This window comes from Citrifermentans bremense R1, assembly GCF_000426865.1.
Classification (GTDB): domain Bacteria; phylum Desulfobacterota; class Desulfuromonadia; order Geobacterales; family Geobacteraceae; genus Geomonas; species Geomonas bremensis.
The window spans coordinates 55,148-69,975 of the sequence record NZ_AUGE01000001.1; the positions used below are offsets into that span (position 1 = coordinate 55,148).

Genomic DNA, 14,828 nt, shown 5'->3' on the forward strand with positions numbered 1-14,828 from the left:
GCGAATTACACCAGTTCGAGCTGGTTGAAGAAGTAGGGAATCTCGTAGCAAGCGGATTCCGGGGAGTCGGAGCCGTGCACCGTGTTTTCCTCGATGCTGACGCCCAAAGCCTTGCGGATGGTGCCTGCCTCGGCGTTAGCCGGGTTGGTGGCGCCCATCAGGCCGCGCCAGTCGGCGATGGCGTTCTCTTTCTCGAGCACCAGCGCGATTACCGGGCCGCGGGACATGAACGCGCAGAGGTCGCCGAAGAAGGGGCGCTCTTTGTGCACGTAGTAAAACCCTTCCGCCTGGCACTTGGAGAGACGGATCTTCTTCATGCCGACGATCTTGAAACCACCCTCTTCTATCATCGCCAGGACCTTCCCGGTGACGTTCCTCTCGACTGCATCAGGCTTTATGATGGCAAATGTCCTTTCCATTGCTTCCTCCGGATTCATTGTAGTAGACGACCGTTCTAACTAGCATTCCTGCCTGCCGCTTGTCAAGGCAAATAGGCGGGAGCAAATACAAAAAAAGCCCACAGATGACTCTGTGGGCTTCTTGAAACAGGGAGACCCTGTTTCGAATTACTTGTGCTCAGCCGGTGCGGCCGGAGCAGCCGGAGCTGCCGGAGCGGTGGCGGAGGACATCGGAGCCTGTGCCGGTGCAGCCGGTGCAGCCGGTGCAGCCTGCTCAGCAGCCGGAGCCGGAGCCTCTTCCTTCTTCTTGCAGCCAGCAGCAAAGGACAGAGCCAGAGCCAGGCAAAGTGCCAAGGAGATCAGTTTTTTCATTGACGATATCACCTCTTTTCTTTTTAGATTTACCATTACTGCGCAAAGCGCACTGGTTTTTTTGTCACAACAAAGGGCGAATATACTAGCATTCCCGCAAAAGTCAATACTTTTTAAAAGAAAGAAACGCAAAAAATTATTAAAGGGCGCTACTCCTTTCGAGGGGGGCGAAAGCATGCGAACTGCCGGCGTTTTGCCCCCGCCCGCACCCCCTCCCGGAGCCGGACTGACACGGCCTGACGAAGGGGGAAGCTGCCGGAAAAGGAACCGGCAACGTCGACGGCGGAAAACCGCGCAGCGAGGACATCCGCTCCCTCGGTACCCGCAGGCGAAACCCCTGCGCCCTGCCCCCCCTCGGCAGAGCATAAGGGAGGCAACGTTAATGCTTGTAAACGGCGGTTAAATATATTACTTTAGGCAAATTAATTTTCCGGCGCCGCCGGCCGGCGCCGGTTAAGGGGGGCTCGTGAACGAAACGCTCAACTCCGCAGACAAGAAACTCCTTTTGCACCTGGCCAGGGAAGCGGTCACTGCCGCCGTTGAGACCGGCAAAGTAAACGTGCGGCAGGTCACCGAGGCGCATCTGCAGGCGACCAAAGGGTGCTTCGTCACCATCAAAAGGCAGGGCGCCCTCCGGGGGTGCATCGGCAATTTCAGCTCGGAGAAGCCGCTTTACCTGCTGGTACAGGAGATGGCGGCCTCCGCAGCCACCAGGGACCCCCGCTTCTACCCCATGAAGGAGGAAGACCTGGCCGACTTCGAGCTGGAGATATCGGTCATTTCGCCGCTGCAAAAGATCGAGACGCCCGAGGAGGTCGTAGTGGGGAGGCACGGCCTTTACCTGGAGAAAAACTTCTCCCGGGGTGTGCTGCTGCCGCAGGTGGCGGTGGAACAGGGCTGGGACAGGGAGACCTTCCTGGGCCAGACCGCGCTGAAGGCGGGGCTTAAGAAAGAGGACTGGAAAGAAGGGGCGGACCTGTACGTCTTCACCGCCGAGGTCCTCGCCGAGCGGCGCTGAAGGGGGAGGAGCCTTTCCGCAAAAAAAAGGGGGCGCCATGAGCGCCCCCTTTCTGGTTTTATGCAGCTTCTTGCTTACATCTTCCTGCCGCCCTCGGCAGCCCACTTCTCGAGCATGTCGGTGGTGACGGACTTCGGACGCTCGATGGCGTAGCCGAGGCCGCGGTCCCAGGTGATGTTCGCCATGCAGCCCAGGGCGCGCCCTACGCCGAAGAGAACGGTGTAGAAGTCCCACTCCTTGAGGCCGTAGTACCACTGGATGACGCCGGACTGCGCGTCGACGTTCGGCCAGGGGTTCTTGGTCTTGCCGTGCTCGGTGAGGACGCCCGGCGCGGTCTCGAAGATCATGGCGACCAGCTTGAACAGCGAATCGTCCTTGAGGCCCGGGGTCTTGAGGCAGAACTCGCGCTGCGCGGTGTAACGCGGGTCGGTTTTCCTGAGAACGGCGTGGCCGTAGCCCGGAACGACCTGGCCGGCGTTGAGGGTATCCCACAGAGCCTTGGTGACGTTCTCTTTGGTCGGCTCTGCGCCGTTGAGCTTCTTCTGGAACTCCATGATCCAGCCGAGCACTTCCTGGTTGGCAAGGCCGTGCAGCGGGCCCGCCAGGCCGTTCAAGCCTGCGGAGTATGCGTAGTAGGGGTCGGAGAGAGCGGAGTGCACCAGGTGGGTGGTGTGAGCCGAGACGTTGCCGGACTCATGGTCGGAGTGCAGGATGAAGTACATCCTTGCCACGTCCTTGTACTGCTCGCTCTGGCCGATCATGTGGGCGAAGTTTGCGCCCATGTCGAGCTTCGGATCGATGCCGATCTGCTTGTCGCCGCGGTATTTGAGGTTGTAGATGAATGCGGCGAGTACCGGGATACGGGCAACGATGTCGCTTGCGTCCTCGTAAACGTACTCCCAGGCGTCCATCTTGTTGAACTTGCCGCCGCTGTAGAATGCGGCGAACTTGGAGTCCTTCTGCATGGCCATGATGCCGACGGAGAGCATGACCATCGGGTGGCTCTCTTTCGGGAGCGCGCGGACCGCGGTGTAAACGTACTCGGGGACGACCTGGCGGGTCTTGAACTCAGCCTCGACAGCAGAGACCTGAGCCGGGGTCGGAACTTCGCCGGTCAAAAGGAAGTACCAGAAAGACTCGACGGTCGGGTATTCGGAGCCGGCCGCTTTCGGCAGCGCTTCGAAGGTCTCGGGGATGGTCTTGCCGCGGAAACGGATCCCTTCCTGCGGGTCGAGGTAGGAGATGTCGGTAACGAGCGAACGGATGTCGCGGGCGCCGCCGATGCACTGACCGATGTCCACCTTGTCGATGACCACCGAGCCGAACTCTTTGGTCAGGCGGGTGATACGGGGGCGGTGGGCTTGGATCTTCTCAAACAATTTCTCTTTTAATTGCGTCATGTGCCAGATCTCCTTTTCTGTTGGGGTTGAGGTACACACTGGATGAATTAAAACGATCGAATCGCCCGCTGACAACGTGCCGGTCGAAAGGAGCCTCGGCCGGATGCGCTCGGAAGGTATACTGTATACAAAGATTTTTCAAATGTATACCAAAGCCCTCGGCCAATTTCAATACAAAAAATTCCGTTTTACTATTTTGCATACATTTTAATTCAAGTCAGAGCAGTACCAGCTCCTGCCTGGAAAAGGTCAATCTCTTAACTCCCTGTTCCGAGAGATAAAACGAATTTTCGATGCCGACCGCGCCTTCCCCGGGAAACACCAGTTTCGGTTCGAAGGCGAACGCCATCCCCACCTGGAGCGTCTCACTTTCAAACCCCCGGGCGATGAAAGGGTATTCGTCGATCTCGATGCCGAGCCCGTGGCCGATGAAGGGGACCTGGCTTCCCGGGGTCCCCATGAAGTTGTCCCCGTACCCCATCTCGCAGGCCAGATCGAGGCAGGCGTGGTAGATCCCCCCCCAACTGGTTCCCACCTCGGCCATCTCCATCATCAGTTCCTCTATGCGCAGCATGTCTTGATAGCCGCGCCGCATCCGGTCCGAGACGGAGCCTATGGCGAAGATCCTGGTCTGGTCGACCAGGTAGCCGTCGAAGCAACTGGCGAAATCGACCACGACCGGCTCCCCGCGCCGGATCCTGTTGTAGCTGGCCCCATGGCCGAAGGCGGGGGTAAGCCCCATGCCGCCCAGCGGGGTGTTGCCGGCGGCGGGTGCCGCGGCATCAGGCCCGGCGAGCACCTGGGCCCCGCCGACCTCGCCGTTGAAGGCCCGCATGCGCACGTGCCCCTGGTGACCTTCCAGGCGCGAGAAGCGCTCCAGTTCCGCGGCGAGTTCCACCTCGCAGATCCCCTCGCGGATCGTCTCGGCCGCCTTCTTGTACACCTTGTCGGCCTGGTTGCCGGCGTCCTGCATGATGTGGATTTCGTAGTGGGACTTCACCATGCGCACCCGGCGTATCAGGGGGGAGGCGTCCACCAGTTCGGCGTCGGGGTAGAGGGCGCGGTATTTGAGGTAGAGGTTGACCGGGAGGACGTCGAGCTCGAGGCCGAGCCTTTTCGGCGCGCTATGGCCGTGGTCGCAAACAAGAGCTGGGAGATCGTTGAGGGAGGACGAAGGGAGCACCTCGGCCAAGGCACTTTCCATGCGGGCCCGGAGGTAGTCCCTGCGCACCAGGTAGATGGGGCGCCCGGAGGCGGGAAGGTAAAGGTTCCCCGCCTGCGCGGTCCCGGTGAAATAAAAGAGGTCCGCGTTCTGGACCATGATGACCGCGTCGATTCCCGCACCGGCCATCTCGCTTTGCAGTTTTCTGTAGCGGTATTCCAGCTCGTTTTTTGGCGTAAGCCGCATCGCTCCTCCTTCTCGCTTCCATGACTCAAGGGGGACAGGCACCTTGCGGAGCCAGTCCCCTAGTTCATGAAAAGGAGAAGGAAAGATAACTCACAAAGCCCCTGCCGTCAAGAAGACAGCAATGATAACGGCAGGTTAAAAACCGGTGCGTCGTCTTTTCAGATGTTTTCCTCAAGCTGCAGCTCGCGTATCGCCATTTCCCGCAGCTTGAACTTCTGGATCTTGCCGCTGGCGGTCATGGGGTAGGAGTCGACGAAGCGGACGTACTTCGGGATCTTGTAGTTGGCGATCCTGCCGCGGCAGAACTCCTTGACCTCCGCCTCGGACATCTCGCTTCCCTGCTTCAGGACCACGGCCGCCATCACCTGCTCGCCGTATTTGCGGTCCGGCACACCGTAGACCTGCACGTCGGAGATCTTCGGGTGGGTGTAGAGGAATTCCTCGATCTCGCGGGGATAGATGTTCTCGCCGCCGCGGATGATCATGTTCTTGATCCTGCCGGTGATCTTGCAATAGCCGTTTTCGTCCATGACCGCGAGGTCTCCGGTATGAAGCCAGCCGTCGGCGTCGATCGCCTTTGCGGTCTCCTCGGGCATCTTGTAGTACCCCTTCATCACCAGGTAGCCGCGGGTGCAGAGCTCCCCCTGCTTCCCCGGCGGAAGCTCGGCGCCGCTTTCGATGTCCACGATCTTAAGCTCCACGTTGGGGAGCACCCTTCCCACCGTGGAGACCTTCAGCTCGATCGGGTCGTCGGTGCGGGTCTGGGTGATGACCGGGGAGGACTCGGTCTGGCCGTAGGCGATGGTGATCTCGCTGGCGTGCATGTCCCGGATCACCCGGCGCATCACCTCTATGGGGCAGTTGGAGCCGGCCATGATCCCGGTCCTAAGCGTGGAGAGATCGAACTCCGGGAAGCGGGGGTGCTCAAGCTCGGCGATGAACATGGTCGGGACGCCGTGCAGCGCGGTGCAGCGCTCCTTTTCCACCGCCTGGAGCACCTTCAAAGGATCGAAGATCTCCACCGGCACCATGGTGGAGCCGTGGGTGACGCAGGCCATGACGGCCAGGACGCAGCCGAAGCAGTGGAAGAAGGGAACCGGGATGCAGAGCCGGTCCTTCTCGGTGAAGCGCATGCACTCGCCGATATTGAAGCCGTTGTTGACCAGGTTGTGGTGGGTCAGCATGACCCCTTTGGGGAAGCCGGTGGTGCCGGAGGTGTACTGCATGTTGATGACGTCGTGCACCGAGAGGGTTTTTTCCACCGCGTGAAGTTCCGCGTCCGGGACCTCGCGCCCAAGCTCCACGACCTTCTCGAAGTTGACGGTCCCCGCGGGGGCCCCTTCTCCGAGAAAAACAACGTGCTTCAAAAACGGCAGCGTCGCGTTGGAGAGTTTCCCCGGCTCGCTTTCGGCAAGCTCCGGCACCACGGCGGCCAGGGTCCGGATATAGTCGGTGTCCTTGAACCCCTGCACCAGGAACAGGAATTTCGAATCGGACTGTTTCATTATGTACTCGAGCTCGGCGGACTTGTAGCTCGTGTTGACGGTGACGAGCACGGCGCCGATCTTCGCGGTGGCGAACTGCAGCACGACCCATTCCGGAACGTTGTAGGCCCAGATGGCGAGGTGGTCACCCTTCTTGACCCCCATGCGCAAAAGGCCCTTCGCCACCTGGCGGCAGTGCTCGTTGAACTCGCGATAGCTGTAGCGCAATCCCCGCTCCACGTAGATCAGCGCCTCGTTATCGGGGAATTTCCCGGCAATGTCGTCCAGCAACGCCCCGACCGTCAACTCTATCTGTTGCGACATGGAACACCCTCCTTGTAACCTGTGCGGCTCATCGCCACACCCAGGAAATCAAGTTCCTGTAATAAAAAGGTTTTATCAATTAGCACAGCGTTTAAGGCAAGTCAAGACATAGAATGGGCCATGCCGCCGGGCAGCCCCGGCGCCTTCCCAGGCAAAACCGGAACCGCACTCCTGGCCGTAAAAAAAAGCTTGACAGAAATTCCGCCCACCACGCAGCGCTTTACGCTAAGTAACTGGAATTATTACTGCAGCTGTTCTAACACCGTTACATTTTGGCTGATCGTTTTTTAGGCAAATCGCAGATGCTGGTAATTTGAAAACGGTTTTGCCCGATCTCCACCTCTTTTCCACAGCGCTATCCACAAAAGGTGTGGACCCACGCTGCGGCCACAGCTTTCCAGCGCAAAATCGGCAGCTTGCGTCAGATGATCAAAACCGGCACGTACGACGCGCAGCGATTTGGGTGTATACAAGGGCTTAAACATGGCTCTTTACCATCCGTTGCCACAGTTGTGCAGGAGGGCTACTCCGATAACCAGTGGGAAGATACTGAAGGAGGGGAAAACGAGCGGGGCTACGGTCAGTTCGTCGCCGTGATCGGAACTTGCAACTGCACCCCGTTCACCACGTTTTGCGGTTTCCCCGCCAGGAAGGAGGCGATGTTCGCGGCGGTGGCCGCCATGAGCCTTTGCCGGGCGGCAAGTGTCGCCCAGGCGATATGCGGGGTGACGATGCAGTTCTTGGCCAACAAAAGCGGGCTGTCCGCGGGAATCGGCTCCCTCGCGGCCACGTCGACCGCGGCGCCGGCGATGCTCCCGCTGTTCAAAGCCTCGGCCAGGTCGCGCTCGACGACGAGCCCGCCGCGGGAGGTGTTGATAAGGAGCGCCTGCGGCTTCATCAGCGACAGGGTCCTTTGGTTCACCATCCATTCGTTTTCATTATTGAGCGGGCAGTGCAGGCTCACCACGTCGGCCTGGCTGAAAAGCTGATCCAGACTAAGCCAGCGCAAAGAGATCCCTTCCGGGGCCACCCGGCGCCTCGGGTTGTAGGCCAGAACCTCCATCCCCAGCGCCTGCGCGATGCGCGCCACCCGCGCCCCTATCCTCCCGAGCCCAACGATGCCGATGCTCCTGCCGCAAAGTTCCGTCAAAGGCTCTCCCACCAGGGTGAAGTCGGCAGAGGCGGACCACTCCCCCCGGGCCACGGCCTGATGGTACTGGGCCACCCGGTTGGTGAGCTCCAAGAGGAGGGCGATAGCGTGCTGGGCCACCGAATCGCTGCCGTACTCCGGGACGTTGACCACCGGTATCCCCAGCTGCGCGCTCTTTTCCAGATCGACCACGTTGTAGCCGGTCGCCAGCACGCAGACGAGCCTCAGTTCCGGGAGCGCCGCCAAGGTCGCCGCCGAGAGCACCGTCTTGTTGGTAAGGAGCACCTGCGCTCCTAGGGAGCGCTCCACCACCATCTCGGCAGGGGTGCGGTCGTAGAGCGTGAGGTCGCCGAAGGAGGCGACCTCGTCCCAGGGGTTGTCGCCCGGGTTCAACGTATATCCATCCAGGACCACCATCTTCATAATGCCTCCCTTACTGCACCACGGCCCCGCCCGAGACCACGAACTTGACCGCGTCCTCGACCGACATGCCGCAGTCGTGCACCTCCGCTTCCTTGAAAAAGAGGGCGAAGCCTGAGGTCGGGTTCGGCATGGTCGGGACATAGACCACCACCAGTTTCTCCCCCTCGCGCACCACCTCCGCGGTGACGAACCCCACCGCGCGCACGCCTGGCCTCGGCCATTCCACGAAAACCGCCCGGCGGTAGGACGATTTTCCTTCCTTGAACACCTGCGTCAGCTGCTTGCTCGACCCGTAGATGGACTTGACCAGGGGGATCCTGGAGAGAAGCTGGTCCCACCACCTGATGATCCTGGTTCCCATGACGTTGGTGGCGAGCACCCCGGAGACGTAGATGACGATGGCGCCGGTGAGCATCCCCAGGCCGGGGATGTGGTACGGGTTGTCGAGAAAGGCCGACAAAAGCGCGTCGAGATAGGAGCCGAGGATGCCGTCGGCGAAGTTGAAGAGAAACTTCAGAATGAATATGGTGATGCCGAGCGGGACCACGACGAAGAGCCCGGTGATGAACCGCGCCTTGAAGTGCCTGATCATTTTCTCCATTACTGCCTCCGGAGCTTGGGTTTGGATTGGGTTATGCATCAAAAGGAGCCGCAATGTCAACGGGTTTCCCAGCCAGGCGCTCCTCGGGGGGGGACTGCTTCCCGCCTTTGGTCCCCTTCATCCCCCCAATAGCAGTTGACATCTTTCTCGGCAGAAATTACATTAACAGGCCGCCCTACTATCCACGCGATTTTACAGATAAAGGCTCTACCGATGTCAAAAAAGGTTTTCGCCGCATTCGCAGTGATCTTTCTCCTCCTCTCGCTCGTCTTGATGCTTCCGCTGATGGACCGTGAGGAGCGCGCCAAAAGAAGCGACGCGGAATACCTCGAGATGTTCGGCGAGGTGGTCAGCATCGTCAAGCAAAGCTACGTGGACAAGGTCGACGACAAAAAGCTCATGGCCGGCGCCATCAACGGGATGCTGGCGACGCTCGACCCGCACAGCAACTATCTCCCCGCGACCGACTACACCGAGATGAAGGTGCACATGGCGGGCGCCTTCGGCGGCCTCGGGATCGAGCTGGAGATGCGCAACGGGAAGCTTATGGTGAACGCCCCCATCGAGGACACCCCCGCCTTCCGGGCCGGGATCCAGTCCGGCGACCACATCTGGACCATCGACGGCAAGCCTACCGCCGACCTCAACATCAACCAGTGCGTAAGCCGCATGCGCGGGACCCCGGGAACCTCGGTAACCCTCGGCATACTGCGCGAGGGTAAGCCGTCCCCTCTCGCCTTCCGCCTGGTGCGGGCCATCATCAAGACCAAGAGCCTGAAAGGGAGGCTCCTTGAGCCTGGGTACGGCTATATCCGGATCGGCGAATTCCAGGAGCGCACCGGCGAGGATTTCGCAAAGGCACTGAAAACGCTTGCCGCCGACAACGGCCAGCCGCTTTCCGGCCTCGTGCTGGACCTCCGGTTCAACCCGGGCGGGCTGGTGGACCAGGCCTACAGCGTCGCCAACCGCTTCATCGGCGAGGGGCTTTCCTCAGGGGTCATCGTCACCACCAAGGGGCGCGAGGCAGCGATGGAAAGAAGCCTCACCGCCACCATCGGCGACAAGGAGCCCCGCTACCCGATCGTGGTGCTCATAAACGGCGGCAGCGCCAGCGCCTCCGAGATCGTCGCCGGAGCGCTGCAGGACCACAAGAGGGCCGTCATCATGGGGACCCAGAGCTTCGGCAAGGGAAGCGTCCAGTCCGTGATGACGCTCGACAACGGCGACGGCCTGAAGTTGACCACGGCCCGCTACTACACCCCCAGCGGGCGCTCCATCCAGGCCAAGGGAATCACCCCCGACATCGTGGTCGAGTTTGCCAAGCCCGTCCCCGCCAAAGACAAGCAAAAGGATGCGAAGGAACTGGAGATCCGCGAGCAGGATCTGGACGGGCACATGGACCAGGCCCCGGCGCCGCCGCGCCCGGCGCCCCCCGCGAAACCGCAGCCGGCGCCCCCCGCGAAACCGCAGCAAAAGCCGAGCGGCAAGGAGTTGAAAGAGCAGGACCTCCTGAAAGCGGACAACCAACTGGCCCGGGCGCTCGACCTTCTGAAGGGGGTCAACCTGCTGCAAGCGAGCGGCCGGCGTTGACGCGCAAGACGGAGACACCCAAGCGCATCCCGAACCTGCTGGTAATTCTCGGTGCGACCGCCTCAGGCAAGACGAGGCTCGGGGTGCAGCTCGCCCAGCGGCTTGAGGGCGAGATCATCTCCGCCGACTCGCGCCAGGTCTACTGCGGCATGGACATCGGCACGGGAAAAGACCTGCACGAGTACCAGGGGATACCCTACCACCTCATCGACGTGGCACCGGCGGGGCACGAATTCAACCTCTTCCAGTTCCAGCGGCTTTTCCTCGCCGCCTTCACCGACATCTGCAGCAGGGGGGCCTTCCCGGTGCTGGTGGGGGGAAGCGGCATGTACTTAGACTGCGTGCTGCGCGGCTACCGGCTCACCGAAGTGCCTCAGGACCCGGCTCTCAGGGAAGAACTCGCCCCCCTCTCCATGGATGAACTCGCCTCTAGGCTTACCCGCTCCAACCCAAGGCTTCACAACAGCACCGACCTCACCGAGCGCGCCCGCCTGGTGCGGGCGATAGAAATCGCGGAATATCGGGGCGGGGCAGGCGACGACTGGCCCGAGTTGGCACCTCTCATCATAGGGATACGGTGGGAGCGCGCGCAGTTGCGGGAGCGGATCACCAAAAGGCTCAAAGAGCGGATGGAGCAAGGGATGGTCGAGGAGGTAGAGCGGCTGCACGCCATGGGGACCTCCTGGGAGCAGCTCGAATTCTACGGGCTAGAGTACCGTTACCTCGCGCGCCACCTGAAGGGGGAGCTTTCCAGAAACGACATGTTCCAGAAGTTGAACAGCGCCATCCACGACTTCGCCAAGAAACAGGAGAACTGGTTCAGGAAGATGCAAAGTAACGGCATCGCGATCAACTGGGTGGAAGGCGCGGGGGACCCCCTGGCAGAGGCGCTGCAATTGCTGGGGATGCAGGGTGAAAATCTTTCTCACGCAAAGACGCCAAGACGCAAAGAAAGATAAAAATTAACGCTGAGGGTTTGCCTCTACTTTGCGTCTTTGCGGCTTGAGTGAGCGCAGCGAGCGGGCGTGAGACGGTCCCGGCAGTTAATAATTGACGTAAACAGTGTGGTATGTTACGACAAAAAGCGGACGGCGTTGTAGTTGTTCTCTACCGTACTGAAGCCCAGGGGGGTACCGATGTTTTCCAGACTGAAATCGGACATACAGGCAGTTTTTGACAGAGATCCGGCGGCAAGAAGCGTGCTGGAGGTGATCTTCTGTTACCCTGGGCTCCATGCTATCTGGTTCCACAGGATCTCGCACTGGTTTTGGAAGCACGAGCTCTGGTTCCTGGGGCGCTTTACCTCTCACATCGGCCGGTTCATGACCGGCGTCGAGATACATCCGGGCGCAACCATTGGGCAAGGGTTCTTCATCGACCACGGCATGGGGGTGGTGATCGGGGAGACCGCCGAGATCGGCGAAAACGTCACCCTGTACCACGGCGTCACCCTGGGCGGGGTGAGCTGGGAAAAGGTCAAACGGCACCCGACCCTTATGGACAACGTGGTGATCGGCTCCGGCGCCAAGATCCTCGGCCCCTTCACCGTCGGCAAGGACAGCAAGGTGGGTTCGAACTCGGTGGTGGTGAAAGAAGTTCCCCCCAACTCCACCGTAGTTGGTATCCCCGGGCGCGTGGTCATGGCCACCGAGAAGCCGCAGGAGCGTCTGGACCTGGAGCATGGCAAGATGCCCGACCCGGAGGCGAAAGCGATATCCTGCCTCTTCGACCAGATCCGCGAGTTGGAAAGGAAATACGCGGCGCTCGCCGTCGAGCACGAACAGCTCAAGAAGAGACTCGGGTAAAGACGCAAAGAACGACGGGTAAACCAACACTAAAGCTTCTCACGCAAAGCCGCAAAGACGCGAAGAACGACGAGTAAACCCACAGCAACTTAAACAGGGATAAAGGGGATAAAAGGGATAAAACCCTTGCCTCTTTATCTTTATCTTTATCTTTATCTTTATCTCAATCTTAATCTTAAGGCTTCCCCCCGCATGAGTAAGACCATCGCCATAACCACCCTCGGTTGCAAGATCAACCAGTTCGAATCGGCCGCCATGACCCAGGCGCTGGAGCAAAACGGCTACAGCATGGTCCCCTTCCCGGATAAGGCCGACATCTACGTCATCAACAGCTGCACCGTGACGGCGAAGACCGACGCGGAATCGCGCCGGCTGATCCGGCGCGCCACCCGCCTGAACCCGGAGGCGCGCGTGGTCGTCACCGGCTGCTACGCCCAGATGAACGCGGAGGAACTGCTGAAGCTGGCCGGAGTCAACCTGATCCTCGGCAACAGCGAGAAAAAGGACATCGTCGGTTTCCTCGAAGGGATAAACGACCAGCCGCGGGCCGTGGTGAGCGACATCTCGCTGGAGAAGACCGGCGAGACGGCGCCGCTGGAGACCTTCGCCGAGCACACCCGCGCCTTTTTGCAGGTGCAAAACGGCTGCGACGCGCGCTGCGCCTACTGCATCGTCCCCTACGCCAGGGGGGCCAGCCGGAGCGTGGCCGTCCAGGAGGCGTTAGACGGCATGGCCGCCTTCGCCGCCCAGGGTTTCCAGGAGATCGTCCTGACCGGGATACATCTCGGCGCCTACGGCCTCGACTTGGCCCCCGCCACCGACCTCCTCGGCCTGATGCAAAAGGCCCAGGAACAAGGTGCGGTGCGGCGCCTGAGGATCGGATCGGTAGAGCCGACCGAGGTGTCGAGGCAACTGATCGACTTCATGGCCCGCTCGCCCATGGTCTGCCCGCACCTGCACCTGCCGCTGCAAAGCGGCTCGGACAGCGTCCTCTCCCGCATGAACCGCGGCTACAACACCGCCCTTTTCCGCGAGGTGGTGCAGTCGCTCGCGTCGGCGATGCCGGAGGTCTGCATCGGTTCCGACGTGATCGCCGGGTTCCCCGGGGAAAGCGACCGGGAGTTCGACGAGACCTACCGCTTCATCGACTCGCTGCCGCTCGCATACCTGCATGTGTTCCCCTTCTCGCAGCGCCCCGGCACGCCGGCGGCGACCATGGCGCCCCAGGTGCATCCCAAGGTGATCAAGGAGCGGGCCGAGGCGCTGAGGGTACTGTCGGAGCGCAAGAAATCGGATTATGCGGCGGGGTTTGTGGGTCGCGAGCTTCGGGTCCTGGTGCAAAAGGGGGAGAAGGGACTCTCCAGAAACTACCTGACCGTGCTGATCGAAGAAGGGAAGGGGCTGGTGAACCGCGAGGTAACGGTACAGGTGACCGGGGCCAAGGGTGGGGAACTCACGGGCCGGGTGCTTAAGGAAAGCTAGACGCTGAAGGTGAAGGTGGCGCCCTTCCCCAGTTCGGCCTGCGCCTCGATCTTCCCTCCATGGCGGGTGATTATCCTCCTGGCGATGGCAAGCCCGATCCCCCGGCCAGGGAACTCGTCCTGGGCGTGCAGCCTCTGGAAGGGGGAGAAGAGCTTGTCCGCATACTCCATCTGGAAACCGACCCCGTTGTCCCTGACCGCGTAGGCGGGACGCCCTTCAAGCTCGGTGGGAAAGACCTCTACCAGCGCCTCGTCCCCTCGCGGCTCGCTAAACTTCCAGGCGTTGCCGATCAACTGCTCCAGCACCACCCTCAACAACCGCGTGTCCCCGCGCACCATCATCCCCTCCGCCACCTCGATCGACACCTTCCGCTCCGGCTGCGACCGCGCCAGTTGAGCCGCTACCTCCTTGGCAATGGAGGTTATATCCACGCTCTCCTTGGCCAGCTTCCCCCTGGCGTGCCGCGACAGTTCCAGCAGCGCGTCTATCATGTCCGTCAGACGTCGGGCGGACTTCCTGAGCCGCTCCAGGTACTCTTTGCCCGTGTGGTTCAGCTTGGTGGCGTATTCGTCGATCAGCGCCTGGCTGAACCCCTCCAGGTGCCGCAAAGGGGCGCGCAGGTCGTGGGAAATGGAATAGCTGAACATGTCGAGCTCGCGGTTGGCGGCCTCCAGTTGCGAGGTCCGCTCCACCACCCTGCGCTCCAGTTCGCTGTTCAGCCGCAGAAGGCTTTCGTTCGTTTCGGTCAGCTCGCGGACCTTTTCTTCCAGCTTGCCTGCCACCAGCTGGCTGTAATTCTTGAGGAATTCCTCTTCAGGCCACGGCTTTTGCTCCACCACCTCGCCGGCCGGCTCCGCCGCCATCAGCCTCCCCACCTCATCCCAAAGCGCCTCGGGGCGCATCGGTTTCGCCAGGAAGGCGCGGGCTCCCAGGGAAGCCGCCAATTCCGCCTCGCGGCTCCCGGTGTAGACGGCGGAATAGAAGATGAAGGGGATGATTTTTGTGTCCTGAAATTTCTTGATTTCGTGAAGGAATTGGAAGCCGTCCATGACCGGCATCAGGCAGTCGGAAATGATCAGGTCGGGTTTCTCCGCCGCGGCCAGCTCCAGCCCCTGCTTCCCGTTGGAGGCCTCCAGGACTTCGCAGCCGTGCCATTCGAAGTTGTAGCGGATAATCTTGCGGTCGTTGCGGGAATCGTCGACAACTAGCACCTTCATCCGTACCCCCCGATGCCTGCGATGGTAGTTAGAGATGGCACCGCGGCCGATGAACAAATGTTAAATATATTACCAATGGGGAATCGATTTGCAATTGGATTGTGCCCCGAAGAAGGGGCGGAGTGAGGAGGGGAGGCTAAGGGGGACAGGCACCTT

At 60.9% G+C, this 14,828-nt stretch carries 13 protein-coding genes; 5 read left to right on the forward strand and 8 right to left on the reverse strand.

All coding sequences use genetic code 11. The features are described from left to right. Positions 1 to 5 precede the first annotated feature (5 nt). Complete coding sequence (gene ndk / locus K419_RS0100285; protein ID WP_026839795.1) at positions 6 to 419, reverse strand: nucleoside-diphosphate kinase; 414 nt, start codon at positions 417 to 419, stop codon at positions 6 to 8. Positions 420 to 566: 147 nt separating this feature from the next. After that, positions 567 to 770: a hypothetical protein gene (locus tag K419_RS0100290; RefSeq protein ID WP_012530088.1), complete on the reverse strand. Its 204-nt coding sequence runs from the start codon at positions 768 to 770 to the stop codon at positions 567 to 569. A gap of 466 nt (positions 771 to 1,236) precedes the next feature. Here K419_RS0100290 and amrA point away from each other — a divergent pair, with 466 nt between their 5' ends. After that, the gene (amrA, locus tag K419_RS0100295) at positions 1,237 to 1,788 is read left to right on the forward strand and encodes an AmmeMemoRadiSam system protein A (protein ID WP_026839796.1); all 552 of its coding nucleotides are present in this window, start codon (positions 1,237 to 1,239) and stop codon (positions 1,786 to 1,788) included. Between the two features lie 74 nt (positions 1,789 to 1,862). On the opposite strand, the gene K419_RS0100300 is transcribed toward amrA, so the two are convergent. From K419_RS0100300 to K419_RS0100325, 5 genes are all read right to left on the reverse strand, one after another. Continuing rightward, positions 1,863 to 3,188 (reverse strand): citrate (Si)-synthase, encoded by a 1,326-nt coding sequence (locus tag K419_RS0100300; RefSeq protein WP_026839797.1) that lies wholly within the window; start codon positions 3,186 to 3,188, stop codon positions 1,863 to 1,865. A gap of 217 nt (positions 3,189 to 3,405) precedes the next feature. Then, positions 3,406 to 4,596 (reverse strand): M24 family metallopeptidase, encoded by a 1,191-nt coding sequence (locus K419_RS0100310; protein WP_026839798.1) that lies wholly within the window; start codon positions 4,594 to 4,596, stop codon positions 3,406 to 3,408. 158 nt (positions 4,597 to 4,754) lie between these two features. After that, on the reverse strand, positions 4,755 to 6,404 hold the full coding sequence (locus K419_RS0100315; RefSeq protein ID WP_026839799.1) for an AMP-binding protein: 1,650 nt from the start codon (positions 6,402 to 6,404) through the stop codon (positions 4,755 to 4,757). 580 nt (positions 6,405 to 6,984) lie between these two features. Then, complete coding sequence (locus tag K419_RS0100320) at positions 6,985 to 7,977, reverse strand: D-2-hydroxyacid dehydrogenase (protein WP_026839800.1); 993 nt, start codon at positions 7,975 to 7,977, stop codon at positions 6,985 to 6,987. 10 nt (positions 7,978 to 7,987) lie between these two features. Next, on the reverse strand, positions 7,988 to 8,578 hold the full coding sequence (locus tag K419_RS0100325) for a DUF502 domain-containing protein (protein ID WP_026839801.1): 591 nt from the start codon (positions 8,576 to 8,578) through the stop codon (positions 7,988 to 7,990). A 213-nt stretch (positions 8,579 to 8,791) separates the two neighbouring features. Here K419_RS0100325 and K419_RS0100330 point away from each other — a divergent pair, with 213 nt between their 5' ends. From K419_RS0100330 to mtaB, 4 genes are all read left to right on the forward strand, one after another. Further along, the gene (locus K419_RS0100330; protein ID WP_026839802.1) at positions 8,792 to 10,168 is read left to right on the forward strand and encodes a S41 family peptidase; all 1,377 of its coding nucleotides are present in this window, start codon (positions 8,792 to 8,794) and stop codon (positions 10,166 to 10,168) included. After that, entirely contained in the window at positions 10,165 to 11,127 is a 963-nt protein-coding gene (miaA, locus tag K419_RS21400; RefSeq protein WP_051292802.1) for a tRNA (adenosine(37)-N6)-dimethylallyltransferase MiaA, read from the forward strand. The genes K419_RS0100330 and miaA overlap by 4 nt, the downstream gene beginning before the upstream one ends. A 177-nt stretch (positions 11,128 to 11,304) precedes the next feature. Beyond that, positions 11,305 to 11,973, forward strand: coding sequence for a serine O-acetyltransferase (gene cysE / locus K419_RS0100340; protein ID WP_026839803.1), 669 nt, complete (start codon positions 11,305 to 11,307; stop codon positions 11,971 to 11,973). Between the two features lie 192 nt (positions 11,974 to 12,165). Further along, the gene (mtaB, locus tag K419_RS0100345) at positions 12,166 to 13,455 is read left to right on the forward strand and encodes a tRNA (N(6)-L-threonylcarbamoyladenosine(37)-C(2))-methylthiotransferase MtaB (protein WP_026839804.1); all 1,290 of its coding nucleotides are present in this window, start codon (positions 12,166 to 12,168) and stop codon (positions 13,453 to 13,455) included. On the opposite strand, the gene K419_RS24240 is transcribed toward mtaB, so the two are convergent. Then, on the reverse strand, positions 13,452 to 14,672 hold the full coding sequence (locus K419_RS24240) for a response regulator (RefSeq protein WP_026839805.1): 1,221 nt from the start codon (positions 14,670 to 14,672) through the stop codon (positions 13,452 to 13,454). The genes mtaB and K419_RS24240 overlap by 4 nt on opposite strands. Positions 14,673 to 14,828: the final 156 nt, after the last annotated feature.

Coding starts and splice junctions, on each gene's coding strand:
- K419_RS0100320 (WP_026839800.1), bottom strand. CDS start 7,977: ATGAAGATGGTGGTCCTGGATGGATATACGTTGAACCCGGGCGACAAC.
- mtaB (WP_026839804.1), top strand. CDS start 12,166: ATGAGTAAGACCATCGCCATAACCACCCTCGGTTGCAAGATCAACCAG.
- K419_RS0100290 (WP_012530088.1), bottom strand. CDS start 770: ATGAAAAAACTGATCTCCTTGGCACTTTGCCTGGCTCTGGCTCTGTCC.
- K419_RS24240 (WP_026839805.1), bottom strand. CDS start 14,672: ATGAAGGTGCTAGTTGTCGACGATTCCCGCAACGACCGCAAGATTATC.
- ndk (WP_026839795.1), bottom strand. CDS start 419: ATGGAAAGGACATTTGCCATCATAAAGCCTGATGCAGTCGAGAGGAAC.
- K419_RS0100310 (WP_026839798.1), bottom strand. CDS start 4,596: ATGCGGCTTACGCCAAAAAACGAGCTGGAATACCGCTACAGAAAACTG.
- K419_RS0100300 (WP_026839797.1), bottom strand. CDS start 3,188: ATGACGCAATTAAAAGAGAAATTGTTTGAGAAGATCCAAGCCCACCGC.
- K419_RS0100325 (WP_026839801.1), bottom strand. CDS start 8,578: ATGGAGAAAATGATCAGGCACTTCAAGGCGCGGTTCATCACCGGGCTC.
- cysE (WP_026839803.1), top strand. CDS start 11,305: ATGTTTTCCAGACTGAAATCGGACATACAGGCAGTTTTTGACAGAGAT.
- K419_RS0100315 (WP_026839799.1), bottom strand. CDS start 6,404: ATGTCGCAACAGATAGAGTTGACGGTCGGGGCGTTGCTGGACGACATT.
- K419_RS0100330 (WP_026839802.1), top strand. CDS start 8,792: ATGTCAAAAAAGGTTTTCGCCGCATTCGCAGTGATCTTTCTCCTCCTC.